Origin of the sequence: Methylobacterium sp. E-065 (assembly GCF_022829605.1) — a bacterium.
Classification (GTDB): Bacteria; Pseudomonadota; Alphaproteobacteria; order Rhizobiales; family Beijerinckiaceae; genus Methylobacterium.
In genome coordinates this window covers 41414-56023 of sequence record NZ_JAKSYD010000157.1, presented here as the reverse complement: position 1 = coordinate 56023, position 14610 = coordinate 41414, and the positions used below count along the sequence as shown (strand labels likewise).

Annotated in this window: 14 protein-coding genes and 1 pseudogene; 6 read left to right on the top strand and 9 right to left on the bottom strand. The window is 64.7% G+C overall.

The window, feature by feature from the left end:
* Nucleotides 1-2019: 2019 nt before the first annotated feature.
* The 8 genes and pseudogenes from MKK84_RS20965 to MKK84_RS20930 form a co-directional block, all read right to left on the bottom strand.
* A pseudogene (locus MKK84_RS20965) lies at nt 2020-2379 on the bottom strand (sugar transferase); the annotation flags it as partial.
* Between the two features lie 610 nt (nt 2380-2989).
* Nucleotides 2990-4486, bottom strand: a complete 1497-nt coding sequence (locus MKK84_RS20960; RefSeq protein ID WP_243923155.1) for a diguanylate cyclase domain-containing protein — start codon at nt 4484-4486, stop codon at nt 2990-2992.
* Nucleotides 4487-4740: 254 nt separating this feature from the next.
* On the bottom strand, nt 4741-4923 hold the full coding sequence (locus MKK84_RS20955; protein WP_003600567.1) for a DUF3606 domain-containing protein: 183 nt from the start codon (nt 4921-4923) through the stop codon (nt 4741-4743).
* A gap of 159 nt (nt 4924-5082) precedes the next feature.
* Nucleotides 5083-5262 (bottom strand): hypothetical protein, encoded by a 180-nt coding sequence (locus tag MKK84_RS20950; RefSeq protein ID WP_243923147.1) that lies wholly within the window; start codon nt 5260-5262, stop codon nt 5083-5085.
* Nucleotides 5259-5516, bottom strand: a complete 258-nt coding sequence (locus MKK84_RS20945) for an amino acid transporter (RefSeq protein WP_243923145.1) — start codon at nt 5514-5516, stop codon at nt 5259-5261. The genes MKK84_RS20950 and MKK84_RS20945 overlap by 4 nt, the downstream gene beginning before the upstream one ends.
* 258 nt (nt 5517-5774) lie before the next feature.
* A complete protein-coding gene (locus MKK84_RS20940) occupies nt 5775-6026 on the bottom strand; it encodes a hypothetical protein (RefSeq protein WP_243923143.1) in 252 nt (83 codons plus the stop codon).
* Between the two features lie 129 nt (nt 6027-6155).
* The gene (locus MKK84_RS20935; RefSeq protein WP_243923140.1) at nt 6156-7046 is read right to left on the bottom strand and encodes an ImmA/IrrE family metallo-endopeptidase; all 891 of its coding nucleotides are present in this window, start codon (nt 7044-7046) and stop codon (nt 6156-6158) included.
* Nucleotides 7047-7242: 196 nt separating this feature from the next.
* On the bottom strand, nt 7243-7509 hold the full coding sequence (locus MKK84_RS20930) for a hypothetical protein (RefSeq protein ID WP_243923163.1): 267 nt from the start codon (nt 7507-7509) through the stop codon (nt 7243-7245).
* A 1190-nt stretch (nt 7510-8699) separates the two neighbouring features.
* On the opposite strand from MKK84_RS20930, the gene MKK84_RS20925 reads away from it, so the two are divergent.
* Both MKK84_RS20925 and MKK84_RS20920 read left to right on the top strand, forming a co-directional pair.
* Entirely contained in the window at nt 8700-9185 is a 486-nt protein-coding gene (locus MKK84_RS20925) for a hypothetical protein (RefSeq protein ID WP_243923138.1), read from the top strand.
* 587 nt (nt 9186-9772) lie between these two features.
* Nucleotides 9773-10201 (top strand): response regulator, encoded by a 429-nt coding sequence (locus MKK84_RS20920; protein ID WP_243923136.1) that lies wholly within the window; start codon nt 9773-9775, stop codon nt 10199-10201.
* Between the two features lie 258 nt (nt 10202-10459).
* On the opposite strand, the gene MKK84_RS20915 is transcribed toward MKK84_RS20920, so the two are convergent.
* Nucleotides 10460-11071: a helix-turn-helix domain-containing protein gene (locus tag MKK84_RS20915; protein ID WP_243923133.1), complete on the bottom strand. Its 612-nt coding sequence runs from the start codon at nt 11069-11071 to the stop codon at nt 10460-10462.
* Nucleotides 11072-11243: 172 nt separating this feature from the next.
* On the opposite strand from MKK84_RS20915, the gene MKK84_RS20910 reads away from it, so the two are divergent.
* The 4 genes from MKK84_RS20910 (at nt 11244) to MKK84_RS20895 (ending at nt 14581) form a co-directional block, all read left to right on the top strand.
* On the top strand, nt 11244-12572 hold the full coding sequence (locus tag MKK84_RS20910; protein WP_243923125.1) for an MFS transporter: 1329 nt from the start codon (nt 11244-11246) through the stop codon (nt 12570-12572).
* Between the two features lie 98 nt (nt 12573-12670).
* Nucleotides 12671-13063: a Rid family detoxifying hydrolase gene (locus tag MKK84_RS20905; RefSeq protein WP_243923123.1), complete on the top strand. Its 393-nt coding sequence runs from the start codon at nt 12671-12673 to the stop codon at nt 13061-13063.
* Nucleotides 13060-13629 carry an MOSC domain-containing protein gene (locus MKK84_RS20900; protein WP_243923121.1) on the top strand — a complete coding sequence of 190 codons (570 nt, stop codon included), beginning with the start codon at nt 13060-13062 and terminating at the stop codon, nt 13627-13629. Before MKK84_RS20905 ends, MKK84_RS20900 begins: the two co-directional genes overlap by 4 nt.
* Before the next feature lie 4 nt (nt 13630-13633).
* Complete coding sequence (locus MKK84_RS20895; RefSeq protein ID WP_243923119.1) at nt 13634-14581, top strand: PDR/VanB family oxidoreductase; 948 nt, start codon at nt 13634-13636, stop codon at nt 14579-14581.
* The last annotated feature ends 29 nt before the right edge of the window (nt 14582-14610 follow it).

Here is a 14610-nt window from a genome sequence, read left to right as displayed (position 1 = left end):
CTTTGCGACCGTCTCCACGACCAACATCCCGCGCAAGCCTCCCGTTCGAGCCGGAAGGCATTGTGGATGACTTGTCCTGGGGGTCCCGTTTGGACGCCGATCACCCCGAGAACGGGGTCCTTATTCCACGCCTAATCACATGATATCCAATGCCGTCGATGGAGAGGCCGATGACCACCATACCGCGGCCGTTTCGATCGATATGGCGGGATCGGACATCAACGCTGACCGGGCTGCTGACCGTGTGGTTCAGCAGCCATCCCCCCGCGGTCACAGTGAGGCGCTTCGCCGAAAAGCGCTCGCGCGGGTCAGGTCGCGCCACATTGCCAAACTGGGCCAAGGCAGTGCATCGCCAGAAGTCGAAGGCCCGTTTGGGCTCCATGTGATGCGTCGTCTCGATGAGACTCGGAACGACTGCGACACTGGACACGTATCCGGCTCCCCCGTACCCGGCGAAACTCAGCGGGGATATAAGCGCGCTTATGATTCGAAATTTTCGGAACTGACAACGCCATACGGTCGATATGAATCACATTGTGAGCGGTCACCGGCGATGAATACCACCGCTGTCCATCCGATGCGGCGACCGGATCCCAACAACCTTTCGCGTGTCCCAATCAGCGAATGCATCACCTCCTCGCATGACTGGACGCGTGATCTCCGCGCTGGTGCGAGGCAGGCGAGACCGCCAGGCCTCGGAACGGTTTTGCGGACCAGACCTCAACGGGGGCCGGCAGGCTTACGGGTGAGCTGACCGTCGTTGCGCAGCACACGGTCCGGCGCTGGCGGCGGACGGGTGACAACAACGTCTCCGTCGCGGAAGGCCTCCTCGACGTTGCGGCGGCCCGCACGTCCTTGGGCACCTCCGGGCTGGGTGATGGCCGAGTCGCCCGACGGTGCAAGGACCGTCTGGGCCTGAGCAGGGACCGCGCTCATGATTAGGAGAGCTGCGGCCGCACCAGCGCGCGTGTTCATGTGAAGGGTCTCCAAACTCGTTGGGGCGGGATCTGCGGCTGCTACCCGGAGGTCGATGTGCCTGCTTGCAATCCTCGATTGGCGATCTGGATCCTGATTGTGGTGCACTTTCGCCGGGTGACCAGAGGGCTGTGGGTCATCGACGGGTTCAGGGCAGAGTGATTTCGACCGCGAACGCTGGTGTTCGCCAAAACGGACGCCGGCGCTGCGATACCACGACTTCTTATCGTCCGATCTCGGGTTCGGAGCGACCGAGGCGACCCCGCCGTCATGGCCGACGACTGCACCGTCCTGCCGTTGGCGCTCGGATGATCCGCCATATTCATCCTGCCGCTGCTGGAATCCGAGGGCCCGCCGCGGGCCATGACGCTCGACGAGTCCGTCCGCATCCCGGGATCTGGTGATCGTGATCGCGCCAGTGGCCGCCTTTGCCGAAATCATCCTCGACACGACGCTGCCAAGGCCGAGCGACCCGCCCGCTGGCCCAGATCGAGCGCGGCCCCCCCGCGGCTGGATTCTAAGAATTGAGATCAACCTCGAGCCCCGCCGGTCCGTGCAGGGCTTCGTCGTCCATTGCGTGACGACGCGGTTCAATCGTGCCAGGGCATCATTGGAGCGTGATGAACCATTTGCAGGAAAAGCGCCAAATCAGCGACCCACGCGATGGCGACGTACTGGGCGGTAGCTACATCCACGACACTGGAACCTTCAGCCCTGCGCACCGGGAGGGCGCAGTCGAACCTTGATGCTCTACGTTAGAACGAGACACCCCAGATTGTCATTCATTCCCCTGATCGCAGCCTGACGATTGAACCGGAATATAACGCATGCCGCTTCACAGGATCGGCCGTTTTCAGCGGGAAAATTCATATCCGGTTGGGGTGTCGTGTTCCAGTCTGTTCCGGCAACCTCATCAACGAGGCTCGGCGCGCGCCGATGATCGAGGACGTGGCGGCTGATGATGCGTCATCGGATCGGCAGGATGCACGCCATTGCGAATTGCCGGCGAGGCCCCGCCGCTAAGCCTTGCGATGACAACCCGGATCAATAGGCATTGGATCGGCTGGGCAGGCTGTGCGGCGCCGTCGCGATCAGGATCTTGAGATCCAGGGCGAAGCTGCGGTTCTCGACATACCAGAGGTCGAGCTCAATCCGGCGCTGCATATCGGCGATCTCAGGCGTGGCGCCGCGCGAACCGTTGATCTGAGCCCAGCCCGTGATGCCCGGCCGCACGGCAAACCGCTGCTGGTAGGTTGCGATGAGCGCGCCATAGTGGCTGTCGTGAGCGAGCGCGTGCGGACGTGGGCCAACGAGGCTCATCTCGCCGCGCAGCACGTTGAGAAGCTGCGGCAGTTCGTCGAGGCTGGTCTTACGCAGACTTGCGCCCAGCCCGGTCAATCGCGCATCGCCGCGCTGGGCCTACCGCACGACAATGCCGTCCTCGTGTCTAACACAGCGTATCCCGGTTTGGGATCTCGCAACACACAACGAGCAAATCCACGCTGGGCAAAGCCTGGACAGCTTTACTAGTACAAATATACTTATTCGGAAGAATAATTGCTCGACTAACAACGTCGGGTTTAGCTTATCAGCGCACAGCTGACCATAAACAAAAAGATATGACGCGAGATGGGCTCATCGGATGAACCGGCGGGATCGCATCGCGAAAGTAAGGGCGCCGAGGCCCGCCTATTGCGAGCGATCACTGAGGCCCTCAAAAGGCCTGTAAGCCTGTTTACGGATCAAATATCTCCACCAATTCACTTTGACGAAACTGCTGTATTATTATACATCTTCCAAACTCTTGAACATTTATCCGATCGCAGATTGCTCATTGCATTCGCGCGGTCGCAGAGTTCAAAGCCGTAGACAGTCAACCGAAGTAAGTGTCTCTCTATAAAAATGTGTCAATACTATAAATCTTACATAGAATATCGATCGTATAAATCCATGTTCGACAGAACTATATACGCCAAAATCTGATCTTGAAGTGAAAGATCAGCTTAAGCGACGTTTAATATTGCTGTGCCCAGGGGCCAACCCGATAGCCGACACCCCGCGAACGCGTTGTCGGCCGATCCGCCTCAGCCGAGTGGCTTCGCGCGGTTCCCTTCTGCGCACGCTTTGCGGCGTAGAGCGCCGCATCAGCGTGGTGCAGAAGCACGTCGCGTATGTGTCCGGCCTCTCGGGACCACGCGAGGCCGATCGTTCCTGTCACGCGCGCGATCTGACCCTGCCCCTCCACGACCATCTCAAGGTCGTGCAACAGGCTCTGCACCATCGCATTCAAGCGCGCGCCGTCGCACCCGACCGAAGCCAGGACCGCGAACTCGTCGCCACCCAGCCGCGCCGGAAAGCACCCGGCGTAGCGGGGTGCGCGCAACCGCTCGGCAACGCGAACCAGAACGTCGTCGCCGGCCGCATGCCCGAGGCGATCGTTCACGTCCTTGAAGCCATCGAGGTCGATCAGGAGGACAGCGACGTCGATGTCGGAAGTCCGCGCCTCATGCAGCCGCGCGTCGAGAACCCGGTTGAACTCGGCTCGATTCGCGAGTTGTGTCAGGTCATCGGTGCAAGCCTGATGGCGAAGACGCTCCTCCAAGCCGTGCCGTTCGGTGATGTCCTGGATCAAGCCGATGAGAGCGACGGGCTTACCCTTGGCCAATTCGATGTCGCAGGAGCACCGCACCCGCCGGGCATTGCCCTGAGCTGTGACGAAGTCGGCGTCCATCTCGAAGGGCTCGCCAGTGTCCAGCACGCGTTCGACTGCCGCACGGAAGCGAGCGCGATCCGCATCGGGAAAGAAGTTCATGATCTCGCCAACCGGCACACCGGCGCTGATGAGCAGTTCATGAATGACGAACACGCCGTCCGACCAAGAGGTTGTCTGCGTTTCGATATCGTAGTGGTATGAGCCCATGTTGGCCATGCGCTCGGCCTGCTTGAACTGGCGGCGCTCACGCTCCAAACCCTCGACGGCCAGACGGCGCTCTTCGGCAGCCTCGGCTGCGCGAAGGGCCACGGCGCGAGCCTCGATCAGGGCTTCTGCGATGCAGGCCAGCTCTGAGAGCACCTCCAAGTCTGTGGGCGTCGGCGTGCGGGGCTGTTCATCAAGGACACAGAGCGTGCCGATCGTGATTTTGTCGCCATCGGCTTGTCGGACGCGAACCGGCACGCCCGCATAGTAGCGGATGTTCGGGGCCTTTGTGACGAAGGGACTGGCTGCGAAGCGAGGGTCGAGCTTGGCATCCGGAACAATCAGCGGAGCCTCAGTCTCGAACACGACGGGGCAGAACGCCTCGGCGCGTGGGGTCTCGGCCGCCAAGAGGCCACAACGCGCCTTGAACCACTGGCGCTCCGGGTCGATCAGCGTGATCGACGACATGCCTGTGCCGAGCATGGATTGTGCGAGCTTGGCGAGCGCGTCGAACTCGCGCTCTGGCGGCGTGTCGAGGAGAGCGATCTCGGTCAGCGCCTGTTGGCGGCGTGCCTCGCGCTGCGTGTTCGACATATTCCCCTGCAGCACGACGCAACCCCCGCGAAAGCCATGAGGCTGTTCCGGGGATACGCCGAGAAAATTTAATCGAGCGTCAGCGCAATCAGGAATAGTGAGATTCTCTGGATCAGGCGATGATGGCGCTGGACGTCGACCGCGTGTGTCGCCGTCGTGGCGCGCCGCGGCGCTGGTTCGAACACGATCAGGGTGCGGCGACCTCACCGTCGACAACGATCCTGATACGCCACCCGTTTAGCGCGAGCGCGCGCCTAACGCTTCTTGCCCAGCTCGGCCGCGATGTCCTTCGTCATGCGCCCGACTTTGCGATGCGCCGCCGTCAGCTGGTCCTGCGTGACACCCCAGCGCTTCATCCAGAACTCGACAGCCTTGCGCTCTGACAGATCGAGGCGGTCCTTATCAATGAAGCCACGCTTGTCCTTGAGGCCGGCCATGGGGGGATCCTGTTTGGTTGGGGGAAGATCGGTTCGCGGGGAAGCTCGAGATGAGGTGTGCTCACGCGCGCGCGATGACGCATGTCGAGCGCTTCGCGTTCGCGAAATCAGGAATGGTTCGATGGTCTGCGACAGCGGCTTATCAAACGAACAGAGCGGCTACTCTCCGGCCGCTTTACGTTCGGCTTGATATTTAAGCCACATCGCGCGCTCGACTTCAGCCCGCTTGAGACGGTCGGTCTCCTTCTCATGCGTCAGCCATAGGACAACGCCGACCATCGTCGCCAGGACGAGCGGGCCGAGAAAAAGAACAATCATCTGTGCGAGCGTCAGGCTCACGCGCGCAGGGCTCCGAGCAGGCGTCTGGCTACCAAATGTAGTATACCTGCCAGGAGACTCCAACCAACCAGAAGAGCGCTTGCCGTCAGCGCGCTGGCGGTGCCCGAGAAGATCGCTACGGACGGCGAGATGCCGCCGACAGCCACGGAGGCGACTGCGACGCCGTTGACCCACATCGCGGTCAGCTTCGCCCGCTCATTGCGGATCAGCTTGGCGTCGTCGGGGCTGAGGGGTGGGGTTTCGGTATCGGCCATTACACAGGGCGGCTCGGGGTAACCGAGGGTTGAACAGGGGGCTCGATCCGTGAGGGGATTTAGAACAAATCAGGAACAAAATCCAGGGCCGATCGCATTTTATCGCCGGTTCGCGCGCGACCATCCCCAAAATATCGGAGCGCGATTATTGGCAGCTTTCGGCGGCCAAGGGGGCTCAAATGACGAGCGTGCTGCGGCTTCATCGATGAGGGTCGGCAGAAACCTCAAGATGACCAATCCGCGTTGAGGCGAGGGCAGCTAGGCCAATCCAAGTTTTCCATGCGCCTCGGCGGGCGTCATCTGCCGGATGGTTTCTTCGGAAAAGCCAAGCGCGCGGAGCGCCGCCCGTTGCCGATTCGTGATCATCAACGACACGGCAGGAGACGTCGCAGGCGCGGTGCCATTGGCGTGCAGCTCGGCGTCCCCGGCATCACCGACACCGTCGAGGACCCCTTCCTCTGCCGCAGCCTGATCGAGGTGTAGCCGACGGTGGTCGTCGATTCCGGCCATTCACGACCCTCATTGCGTCTTTGCCGACCTATGATGCGAACTGGATCAGGACCGGGACGGCCGCAAGGCCCGGTCTGACGAGGCAGCGGCTAAGGCCGTTGGAGCTGTTCCGTCAAAGCAGATTCTTGCTTACCGTCGCCCCGAGTGGAAGCGGTGACGCCAGCCCTCATTGAGCCTGCGCTCCTCCGCGCTCTCCTCAGGCACGGCCTCCAGACGCAGCAGGATCATCGCAAAGCTACTTGGCTGACGATACACCTGCTCGTAGAGGGCCGGTGCGTGGAGGTCCCGGTTCACGTCGATCCAAAGATCGGAACTGCAGGCGGCGATGTCGCTCGCGATGTTCGGCCGATGTGGACTGCCGTGATAGAGCGAACCTGTCGGGACCGGGTCGCCGACCGCCGCGATGATGGCCGGGAAGTTGAGGCTGCGGTAGCACCGCTGCACCCGGCTGTTACCCGCCACGACGATGGCGATCTTCTCCGGATGATATTGCACGTAGGCCCGAGCCGCCGCCTCCTTGCCAACCGCGAAGTCGCGCGCGAGCACGAGAACGTGCTGGAGATCGGGCTCGCGAAAGGCCGCCATGGCGCTCCGCAGCTGGTGCGGGGGCATCAGCATGAGACTGGCGAAGCGGTTGGCCTCGACCTCCCTGCGCTGCCGCTGATCACCCGCCTTCGCTGTGAGCCGAAGCAGGTCAGAGCTCTTGCATAGGAACCGGTCAGGCTGATCCGGAACGTGGCGCACCATCAGGAAGTGGGCGAGTTCGTGCGCGATGGTGAAGCGGCGACGCGGCTCACCCCCGAGCCTGGCGAGGATGGTGCCTTCGGAGCGCCTCGCGTCGGTAACGAGGCCTCCCTCGAATTCGTCGGTGTCGAGGTTCTCGATCCGGAGGATGCCGAGTTGCGCGCACAGGTCTTCGATCGGCACGGGCACCGGAAGGTTCGGCTCGGCCTGCAGGATGCGTTTGACGAGCACCTCCGGCGAGCCCGCGTCAACAAGGTCCCTCCTGCTGATCGGCATCTGCGCAGTCCCTCCCAGAACCGATCCGTCAGGCCGACACGCAGCCGCGATCGCAGGACGGGACTACAGGGACTTCGTGCGGGCGGTAACCCAACTGCGCCATTACGAGCAGAGGCCATGCTGAAGTGGCATCGCGGTCCCTACGATCCCGACGCCATCGGGCGGCGCCGCGCAACGGCGCGACGCCGCCTCCCAATCAGTAGCTGACGTAACCGCCGGCGCCCTGGGCAGGGCGCACCGCGCCAGCGGTGTTCACGGAGGGGGCCTGCTGCCTCTCGGCTTGGCGATTGGCCAGGGCACGCCCAGCAGCACAGCCGCCGACAGCGCCGAGAACGCCGTGTCCCGCATAATGACCGGCGATGCCACCAACGATGGCGCCCTTGATGCAGCCCTTCGCTTCAGCCGCCTGACCGGCGGCCAGAAGGGCACTCGCCGCTACGGCGGCCACTGCGACACGCTTCATCATGGTATTCTTCCCTCCGCGGCATCACCGCCGTGAGGAAGATTTAAGTGCTCGCTGATCACTATGAAGAGGTCGCGACGAAAATTTTCTTGAACGCAAGCGATATAGGCCCCGGATCCCTCGGATGAATGGCCGATTAACGCTCGACCTCGAAACAGGCGCAGGCGAATTATTCTTGAAATGCGTCGGCGTCGGCGTCGGACTGCGTCGAGCGCGCACAACCGATGCGCATCGTCCTGGACGGAGGACGTGATGCCGTCGCTACGCCGACGGATGACGTTCGGGATGTCTCACCTTCGCTCGACGGTACACCCAGGCCGGCGACGCTGCGCAGCGATATGCTTCGCGATCGAGGCGCTTCCCTACTTTGCGCAGGCGCATGGCGACTTCACCCGGTTGGCAGCTAGGTCGCGCTGACCGGACGCATCCGGTCTCACGGGACGGATAGGGCGCCGTCGACGCACTTTGCGTATCCCCCCTCTTCGGCAGGAGAGAGCGCGGGGCCGCATGATTCACGTTCCATGGAACGCTTCTCGCGACATCTCTGTTGGGTGCGTTCCCGGATATACGTGAGTAGCTTAGGCGATGGTGCCAAACGCGAAGGCCCTGGTGGCGTTGGGACTTGCCTTCGCCGCGGGCGTCTCGACCATACCGCTCGTTACCGCAGTTCGGTCCCCCGATGCGGTGCGTTCCGCGACGGGTTCCGGATCTCCCGCAGAACCGGGCCCAGCCTCCCGGGCGTGGGACAACCCCAACACAGCCAGGACCGTCGCAACGAACCCTGCCCAGGTTGTGCAACGCGATGCGCGGCGCCGCTCGGCTGCGGCGGATCCCAGCCGCCCGCTTTCGCCTTCTGCGAGACCGACGGATAATGCGCTCCAGGCCGGGCGCACCACCACGGCTATGCGCCAAGCTCGCCCGTTGGTGGCTTCGGCGCAGGAAAACTTGGCGGATATCCTTCCGCCGCCCGCCCGCCGTCGGACCCTCGCGGAAGTCGCCCCTATCGATGGGTCTGCATCGAAGCACGCCCGTCCCGCCGGCAATGCACCGGTCCAACCACATGTGCAGAAGCTGGCCGGAGACTTTCAGGGCCGGGCGGCGCTCCATCCGGTACTGCGCGGTGACGGTCTTGTGCGGTGGCTCTCCGAGTGACGAAAGGTGGCGGTGCGATGGCCCCTAGGGGACACGCCGTGGCGGGAATGCTTCTCACCGGGACGTTCCTCGGCCTCTTCATGCCCTCGCAGGCGTTGGCCATGTCGGAGGCGCGCATGCGCATCGTGGCCATCGAGGTCACCTATCGCCACCTCGCGACGTGGTCGTCACGCGCTCTCGTCCAAGGTCGAATGCCAGTCGACTACGGCGACACGGTCACGTCATTCGGGCGGGTCTACAGCCGCGACGCGTTGAGCGAAGAGAGGCTGGCCACCGGTCAGAGGTGGCCCGTCAGGAGCTACACACTCCGTCCCGGCACGTTGCGCGTTTCCTGCAACGTCCCGGCCTTCAAGTGTGCCGTGCGCTCGACCGTCGATTACAGGCTGTCGGACCCGGTCAGGCATGTTTCAGAGCGCGGTTCGGCCCGCTTCGACCTCGGCGTTGGTCTTAGCGGCCCGCAGCCCAGCATCCTCTACGAGGACGGCGGCCTCGGCTCCGTCGGTCGCAGTGCCGCGGGACGTTGAGGCGTAAGCGGTCGATCGAACCCGCCTCCGGCGCCGCAAGGGGCCGTCCTGCGTGTTGGACCAGACGCGGCGGGCGATGATTCGAGAACCGCGTCCCTATTCGTACTCCTGCGCCTCGACCTCGCTCACCTGGACGTCGCGGTCCAGCGCCACGAACAAGCGGAACGTTGGGAGCCCCTGACGCGAGGCGCGAACCATCGCGACGGAACGTGCGCTTTGATCGTTCGTCGTCCCAAAAGCAGACCGTCTCAAAACCATCCGAAGCCGTCCTTCCGGCTCCGAGCCCACCCAGCCGTCCAAAGCGCCATGGGCGTTTCCCATAAGCGGTCACTTGCCATGTGTCCTGCAACTTTGGTTCGGGGTGGAAAGTGGCCGTACCTGGATGCGCTCTTAGATGGCGAGCGACTACAACCGAGGGTAATCGCGCTCGGCGAATAAATAGCGCATAAAGGATCATCACTGGCTTCGGGATCGGCCGTCAGTGCCTGCGAGCCGCGAGCGCTCCCGGCCTGATCACACGGAGCACGATTTTGGCTAACAGCAGGCCCTTAGCCATCCTCATCGCAGAGGCTGACGAGGTCGTCCGTATGGTCACAGCCGACATGCTGGAGGATGCTGGCTTCCAGACTGTAGAGGTCCGCACAACCGCCGAGGCGCTGGGGGTTCTCGAAGGACCGATCCCGGTGAGCATGCTGATTACGGGACGCGGTATTGTGGGCGATGGTGTTGCCCTCGCCCATCTCGTTCATCACCGTTGGCCCGCTGTTGGCATCATTGTCACCTCAGGGGCCGGAGCGGATTTCCAGAAGAAATTGCCGCCGGGCGTGCGCCTGCTCAGCAAGCCCTACGACTTTGAAGACCTCATCCACGAAGTGGAAGCTGGCCTCCCACAGGTGCAGGACAAGCCCTCAGGCGCTCCCGTACTCCCGGGCGGTGTACCGCCCCATACGGGAGTGGAGATGGGCACCGGCATGGGAGCTGTCGCCACTCCCACGACAGAGCCGGACAAGACGTAACTCTTGCTTTCACGACGGCTCGATCTGAACTCCATCAGCTTGGCCAAGGCGATGTCCGCTTCTGAGAACTCGCGCTCGATAGCGGACTGTCGCAAAACCACCCAACCCAGTCATGCGGTGGTAACTGTCGCCAAGACTAAAGCCACTCGAAAGCTACCGGTCCGATTTGGAGCGACTGAAACAGCGAAGCGGACACAAACTTCCGTAAGCGGTTTCTGCGATATCGATCGTGGTCTGCTGCAGGTTAGATGTAAGGGTTCACCGTAATCGCGTCGCATCGATAACCAGGAAATACTGGCACGGCTCCGTCCCGAGACTGGTGAAGGCGTGCCCGGCATCGGCTTCGAAATACAGGCTGTCGCCCTCTTCGACCACGAACGCGCGGTCGCCGATCACGGCGCGCAGGCGTCCCTTCAACACGAAGATGTATTCCGACACGCCGCGGCGATGGGCGACGAACTCTCCCGTGGTGGCCCCCGGCGGGAGCGTGTTGAGGACCCAGTCGATCCCGCGCCCGGGTAGAACGGGAGAGAGGCAGCGGCGCAGGAAGCCCGAGGTCTCGTCGCGCAGCACCGGCTGGCGGGAAGCCGGGATCAGCAGCACCTCCAGTTCGGTGGCGGGCGCCATCAGCCGGGAAAAGGTCACGCCCAGCGCTTCGGCGAGGCGCGAGAGCACCGCCGTCGAGGGGACGGCCTCGCCGCGCTCGACCTTCGAGATCATCGAGCGGCTGACCCCCGACAGGGCCGCCAGGGCTTCGAGGGACAGATCGCGCTCCCGCCGCCGGCGCCGGATTTCCTCGGCCAGCACTTGGATCTGCGAGCGCGCCTCGGCCTCGATCTGGACGCGCCGCACCTCTGTCGTGACCGTCATTCCTGTTCCGTCCTGGTCCTCCGGCTGACGCGTCATCCTTGGGCGCCCGGGGCTGATCGGTCGGGTGCTTAGCATAGGTCGCGGGATGGCGCCCGCGTGACCGGCGTCCCGGTTGGCACGCGGCTTGTATAACACTGAGTGGAAATTCATCTCTCAAAATGGATGCCCGCCGATGCTCGACAGCGCCATGCCATCGGATGCGATACGGATCGCCGAGCCGGACGCGGTGACGCTTGCGGACAGGCGCCAGATCGTCTGGTCGAGCGTCATCGGCACCACCGTCGAGTGGTACGACTTCCTGATCTACGGCACCGCCAGCGCCCTCGTTTTCAACAAGCTGTTCTTCCCGAGCATCGACCCGGTGGTCGGTACGATCGCCGCGTTCGGCTCCTACGCCGTCGGGTTCCTCGCCCGGCCGCTGGGCGGGGCGGTCTTCGGTCATTTCGGCGATCGCGTCGGGCGCAAGGCCATGCTGTCGCTGACCCTGATGATCATGGGGCTCGGCACCTTCCTGATCGGATGCCTGCCGACCTACGGGCAGATCGGCATCCTCGCCCCGGTCCTCCTCGTGGCCCTGCGCCTCGTCCAGGGCATCGGCATCGGCGGCGAGTGGGGTGGGGCCGTGCTGATGGTGGTCGAGAGCGTGCCGGCGGAACGGCGCGGCTTCTTCGGGAGCATCGTCCAGCTCGGATACCCGATCGGCGTGATCCTCTCGATCGGCGCGTTCGCGCTGACCGGCCTGATGCCCGAGGCGGCGTTCCTGTCGTGGGGCTGGCGCATCCCGTTCCTAGCGAGCGCGCCGCTGGTCGGCGTCGGCCTGTTCATCCGCCTGCGGCTTCACGAGACTCCGGCGTTCCGGCGGATCAAGGCGCAGGCGGTGACGGCGCGGCTGCCGATCATGGAGATCCTCACCGTGCATCCCGGCATGTTCCTAAAGGCGGTCGGCCTGAAGGTCTCCGAGATCGCCTACGTGAGCATCGTGACCGTGTTCTCGATCTCCTACGTCACCGGCCAGCTCGGCCTGACACGGGGGGTGATCCTGAACGGCATCCTGATCGCCGCAATCATCGAACTTTTCACGATCCCCGTCTTCGGCTGGCTGTCCGACCGCTACGGGCGCAAGACGCTGTTCATCGCCGCCTGCCTGTTCTCGATCGCCTTCGCGTTCCCGATGTTCAAGCTCCTCGACAGCCGCGACCCGACGATCATCACCCTGACCGTCGCGGTGGCCTTGAGTTTCGGGCAGGGCATCATGTTCGGGACCGGGGCCGCGTGGATGTCCGAGCTGTTCGACGCCCGCCTGCGCTACAGCGGCGCCTCACTGGGCTTTCAGGTGGGTGCGGCGCTGAGCGGCGGCTTCACGCCGCTGATTGCCGCGGCCCTGCTCGTCTGGAGCGGCGGGTCGACGTGGCCGATCTCGGTCTACCTCATCGTGCTCGCCTGCGTGACGCTCGCGGCGACCTTCGCGGCGCCGGAGACCGCCCGCCGGCCGATCGACTGACCAGCGCTGCGGCGCGCGAAAACGCAACCCGAACAGTGGACGTGCGTCCACTGGAATGGAATAACGCTGGGGCCCGACAACGGGACGAGGAGACGGACTTGGACCGAACCATCATCGCCACGGAGTTGGCGGCTCCGGCCGTTGGCCCCTACGCCCAGGCGACCCGCGTCGGCGACCTCGTCTTCGCCTCGGGACAACTGCCGATCGACCCGGCGACGGGGGCATTCCCGGAGGGCATCGCGGCGCAGACCCGCCGCTCGCTGGCGAACCTCGCCGCCGTGCTGGAGGCCGGAGGCGCCAGCCTCGCCAGCGTGGCCAAGACCACCGTGTTCCTGAAGGACATGAACGACTTCGCCGCGATGAACGCCGTCTACGCCGAACACTTCCCCGGTGCCGCTCCGGCGCGCTCGACCGTCGAGGTCGCGCGCCTGCCCCGCGACGCGCTGGTCGAGGTCGAGGCGATCGCGCTGGCGACGGGGCCGGCACGATGAGCGCGACATCCGCACCCCGCCACGTCGAGGCCTTCGCGCACGCGGCTGGCTCGGCGGCGGTCGCCGTGCCCGGCGGCGCGACCGGCTGGCGGGGCACGCTGCTCGACATCCACGTCGCGCCCGCGGCGAGCTACGAGATGGAGGCGCTGGCCGAGGCCCGCTGCGTCGCCGGCCGCGGTATCGAGGGCGACCGCTACTTCCTCGGGACGGGGACCTATTCGCCCAAGCCGGACACCCGCGAGGTGACGCTGATCGAGCAGGAAGCGCTCGACGCCCTGGCGCGCAACGACCCGCCGCTCCAGGGCGGGCCGATTCACCTCGCGCCGATCGACCACCGCCGGAACCTCACCGTGCGCGGCGTGCCGCTCAACCACCTCGTCGGCCGACGATTCCAGGTGGGCGAGGTGATCCTGCGCGGCGGGCGCCTGAACTTCCCGTGCAAGTATCTCGAGGAGTTGCTCGGCCTGCCGGTCTACCTGCCGCTCTACAACCGCTCGGGCCTGAACTGCGGGATCGAGCGCGGCGGGATCATCCGGCCGGGCGATGCGATCACACTGGTGGAATGAACCGATGTCCGCCCGCATCGTCATGAAGCTGAAGGTGGTGGAGGCCGTCGCCACCACGCCGGAGGTGCTGCGCCTCACCCTGGTCCATCCGCAGCGTCCCGAGCTTCCTGCGTGGGAGCCCGGCGCGCATGTCGACCTGCGCCTGCCGGATGACCGCACGCGCCAGTACTCGCTCTGCGGCGATCCGGCCGACCGGAGTCGCTACGTCCTGGCGATCAAGCGTGAGGATGCCGGTCGCGGCGGCTCGCTGTGGACCCATGCCAACCTCGCAGCCGGCTCCGTCGCGCACGTCTCGCACCCGCGCAACAATTTCGGACTGGCCGCCGACGCCCGACGCCATGTGCTGATCGGCGGCGGCATCGGTGTGACGCCGCTCGCCGCCATGGCCCGGCACCTGGCGGCGAGCGGCGCCGACTTCACGCTCCACCTGTGCGTACGCTCGGCCGAGCAGGCCCCGCTGCTGCCCGAGTTGCGGGCGATCTGCGGCGACCGGCTTCGCTGCTGGTTCTCCTCGGAAGGCGCGCGCTTCGATCCCGCGGTGGTCGGGACGCCGGACGCGGGCGTCCATGCCTATGCCTGCGGGCCCCAGCGGCTCACCGACGCCGTGCAGGCCGCTCTGACGTCCACCGGATGGCCGGCGGAGCGGGTGCATGTCGAGCACTTCGCGCCGATCGCCGACGAGAACTTCAAACCCGAGCCGTTCGACGCGCTGATCGCCTCGACCGGGGCGGTCGTCCACGTTCCTGCCGACGTCTCGCTCCTTGAGGTTCTGCGCCAGAACGGCTTCGCGATGCCCTCGTCCTGCGAGATCGGCGTGTGCGGCTCCTGCGAGTGCGGCTACCGGGATGGCACCGTGATCCACCGCGACGTCGTGCTGCCGGTCACCAAGCGTCAGGACCGGATGATGCCCTGCGTCTCCCGGGCCCGCGTGACGGTCACGCTCGAACTCTGAGGGTCAACTGCCAACGCTTCCGGGCCCGA

Excerpts from the sequence above, each read along its gene's own strand:
- MKK84_RS20920 (WP_243923136.1), top strand. The coding sequence starts at position 9,773 with ATGGTCACAGCCGACATGCTGGAGGATGCTGGCTTCCAGACTGTAGAG.
- MKK84_RS20945 (WP_243923145.1), bottom strand. The coding sequence starts at position 5,516 with ATGGCCGATACCGAAACCCCACCCCTCAGCCCCGACGACGCCAAGCTG.
- MKK84_RS20895 (WP_243923119.1), top strand. The coding sequence starts at position 13,634 with ATGTCCGCCCGCATCGTCATGAAGCTGAAGGTGGTGGAGGCCGTCGCC.
- MKK84_RS20940 (WP_243923143.1), bottom strand. The coding sequence starts at position 6,026 with ATGGCCGGAATCGACGACCACCGTCGGCTACACCTCGATCAGGCTGCG.
- MKK84_RS20960 (WP_243923155.1), bottom strand. The coding sequence starts at position 4,486 with ATGTCGAACACGCAGCGCGAGGCACGCCGCCAACAGGCGCTGACCGAG.
- MKK84_RS20930 (WP_243923163.1), bottom strand. The coding sequence starts at position 7,509 with ATGAAGCGTGTCGCAGTGGCCGCCGTAGCGGCGAGTGCCCTTCTGGCC.
- MKK84_RS20935 (WP_243923140.1), bottom strand. The coding sequence starts at position 7,046 with ATGCCGATCAGCAGGAGGGACCTTGTTGACGCGGGCTCGCCGGAGGTG.
- MKK84_RS20910 (WP_243923125.1), top strand. The coding sequence starts at position 11,244 with ATGCTCGACAGCGCCATGCCATCGGATGCGATACGGATCGCCGAGCCG.
- MKK84_RS20900 (WP_243923121.1), top strand. The coding sequence starts at position 13,060 with ATGAGCGCGACATCCGCACCCCGCCACGTCGAGGCCTTCGCGCACGCG.
- MKK84_RS20915 (WP_243923133.1), bottom strand. The coding sequence starts at position 11,071 with ATGACGGTCACGACAGAGGTGCGGCGCGTCCAGATCGAGGCCGAGGCG.
- MKK84_RS20955 (WP_003600567.1), bottom strand. The coding sequence starts at position 4,923 with ATGGCCGGCCTCAAGGACAAGCGTGGCTTCATTGATAAGGACCGCCTC.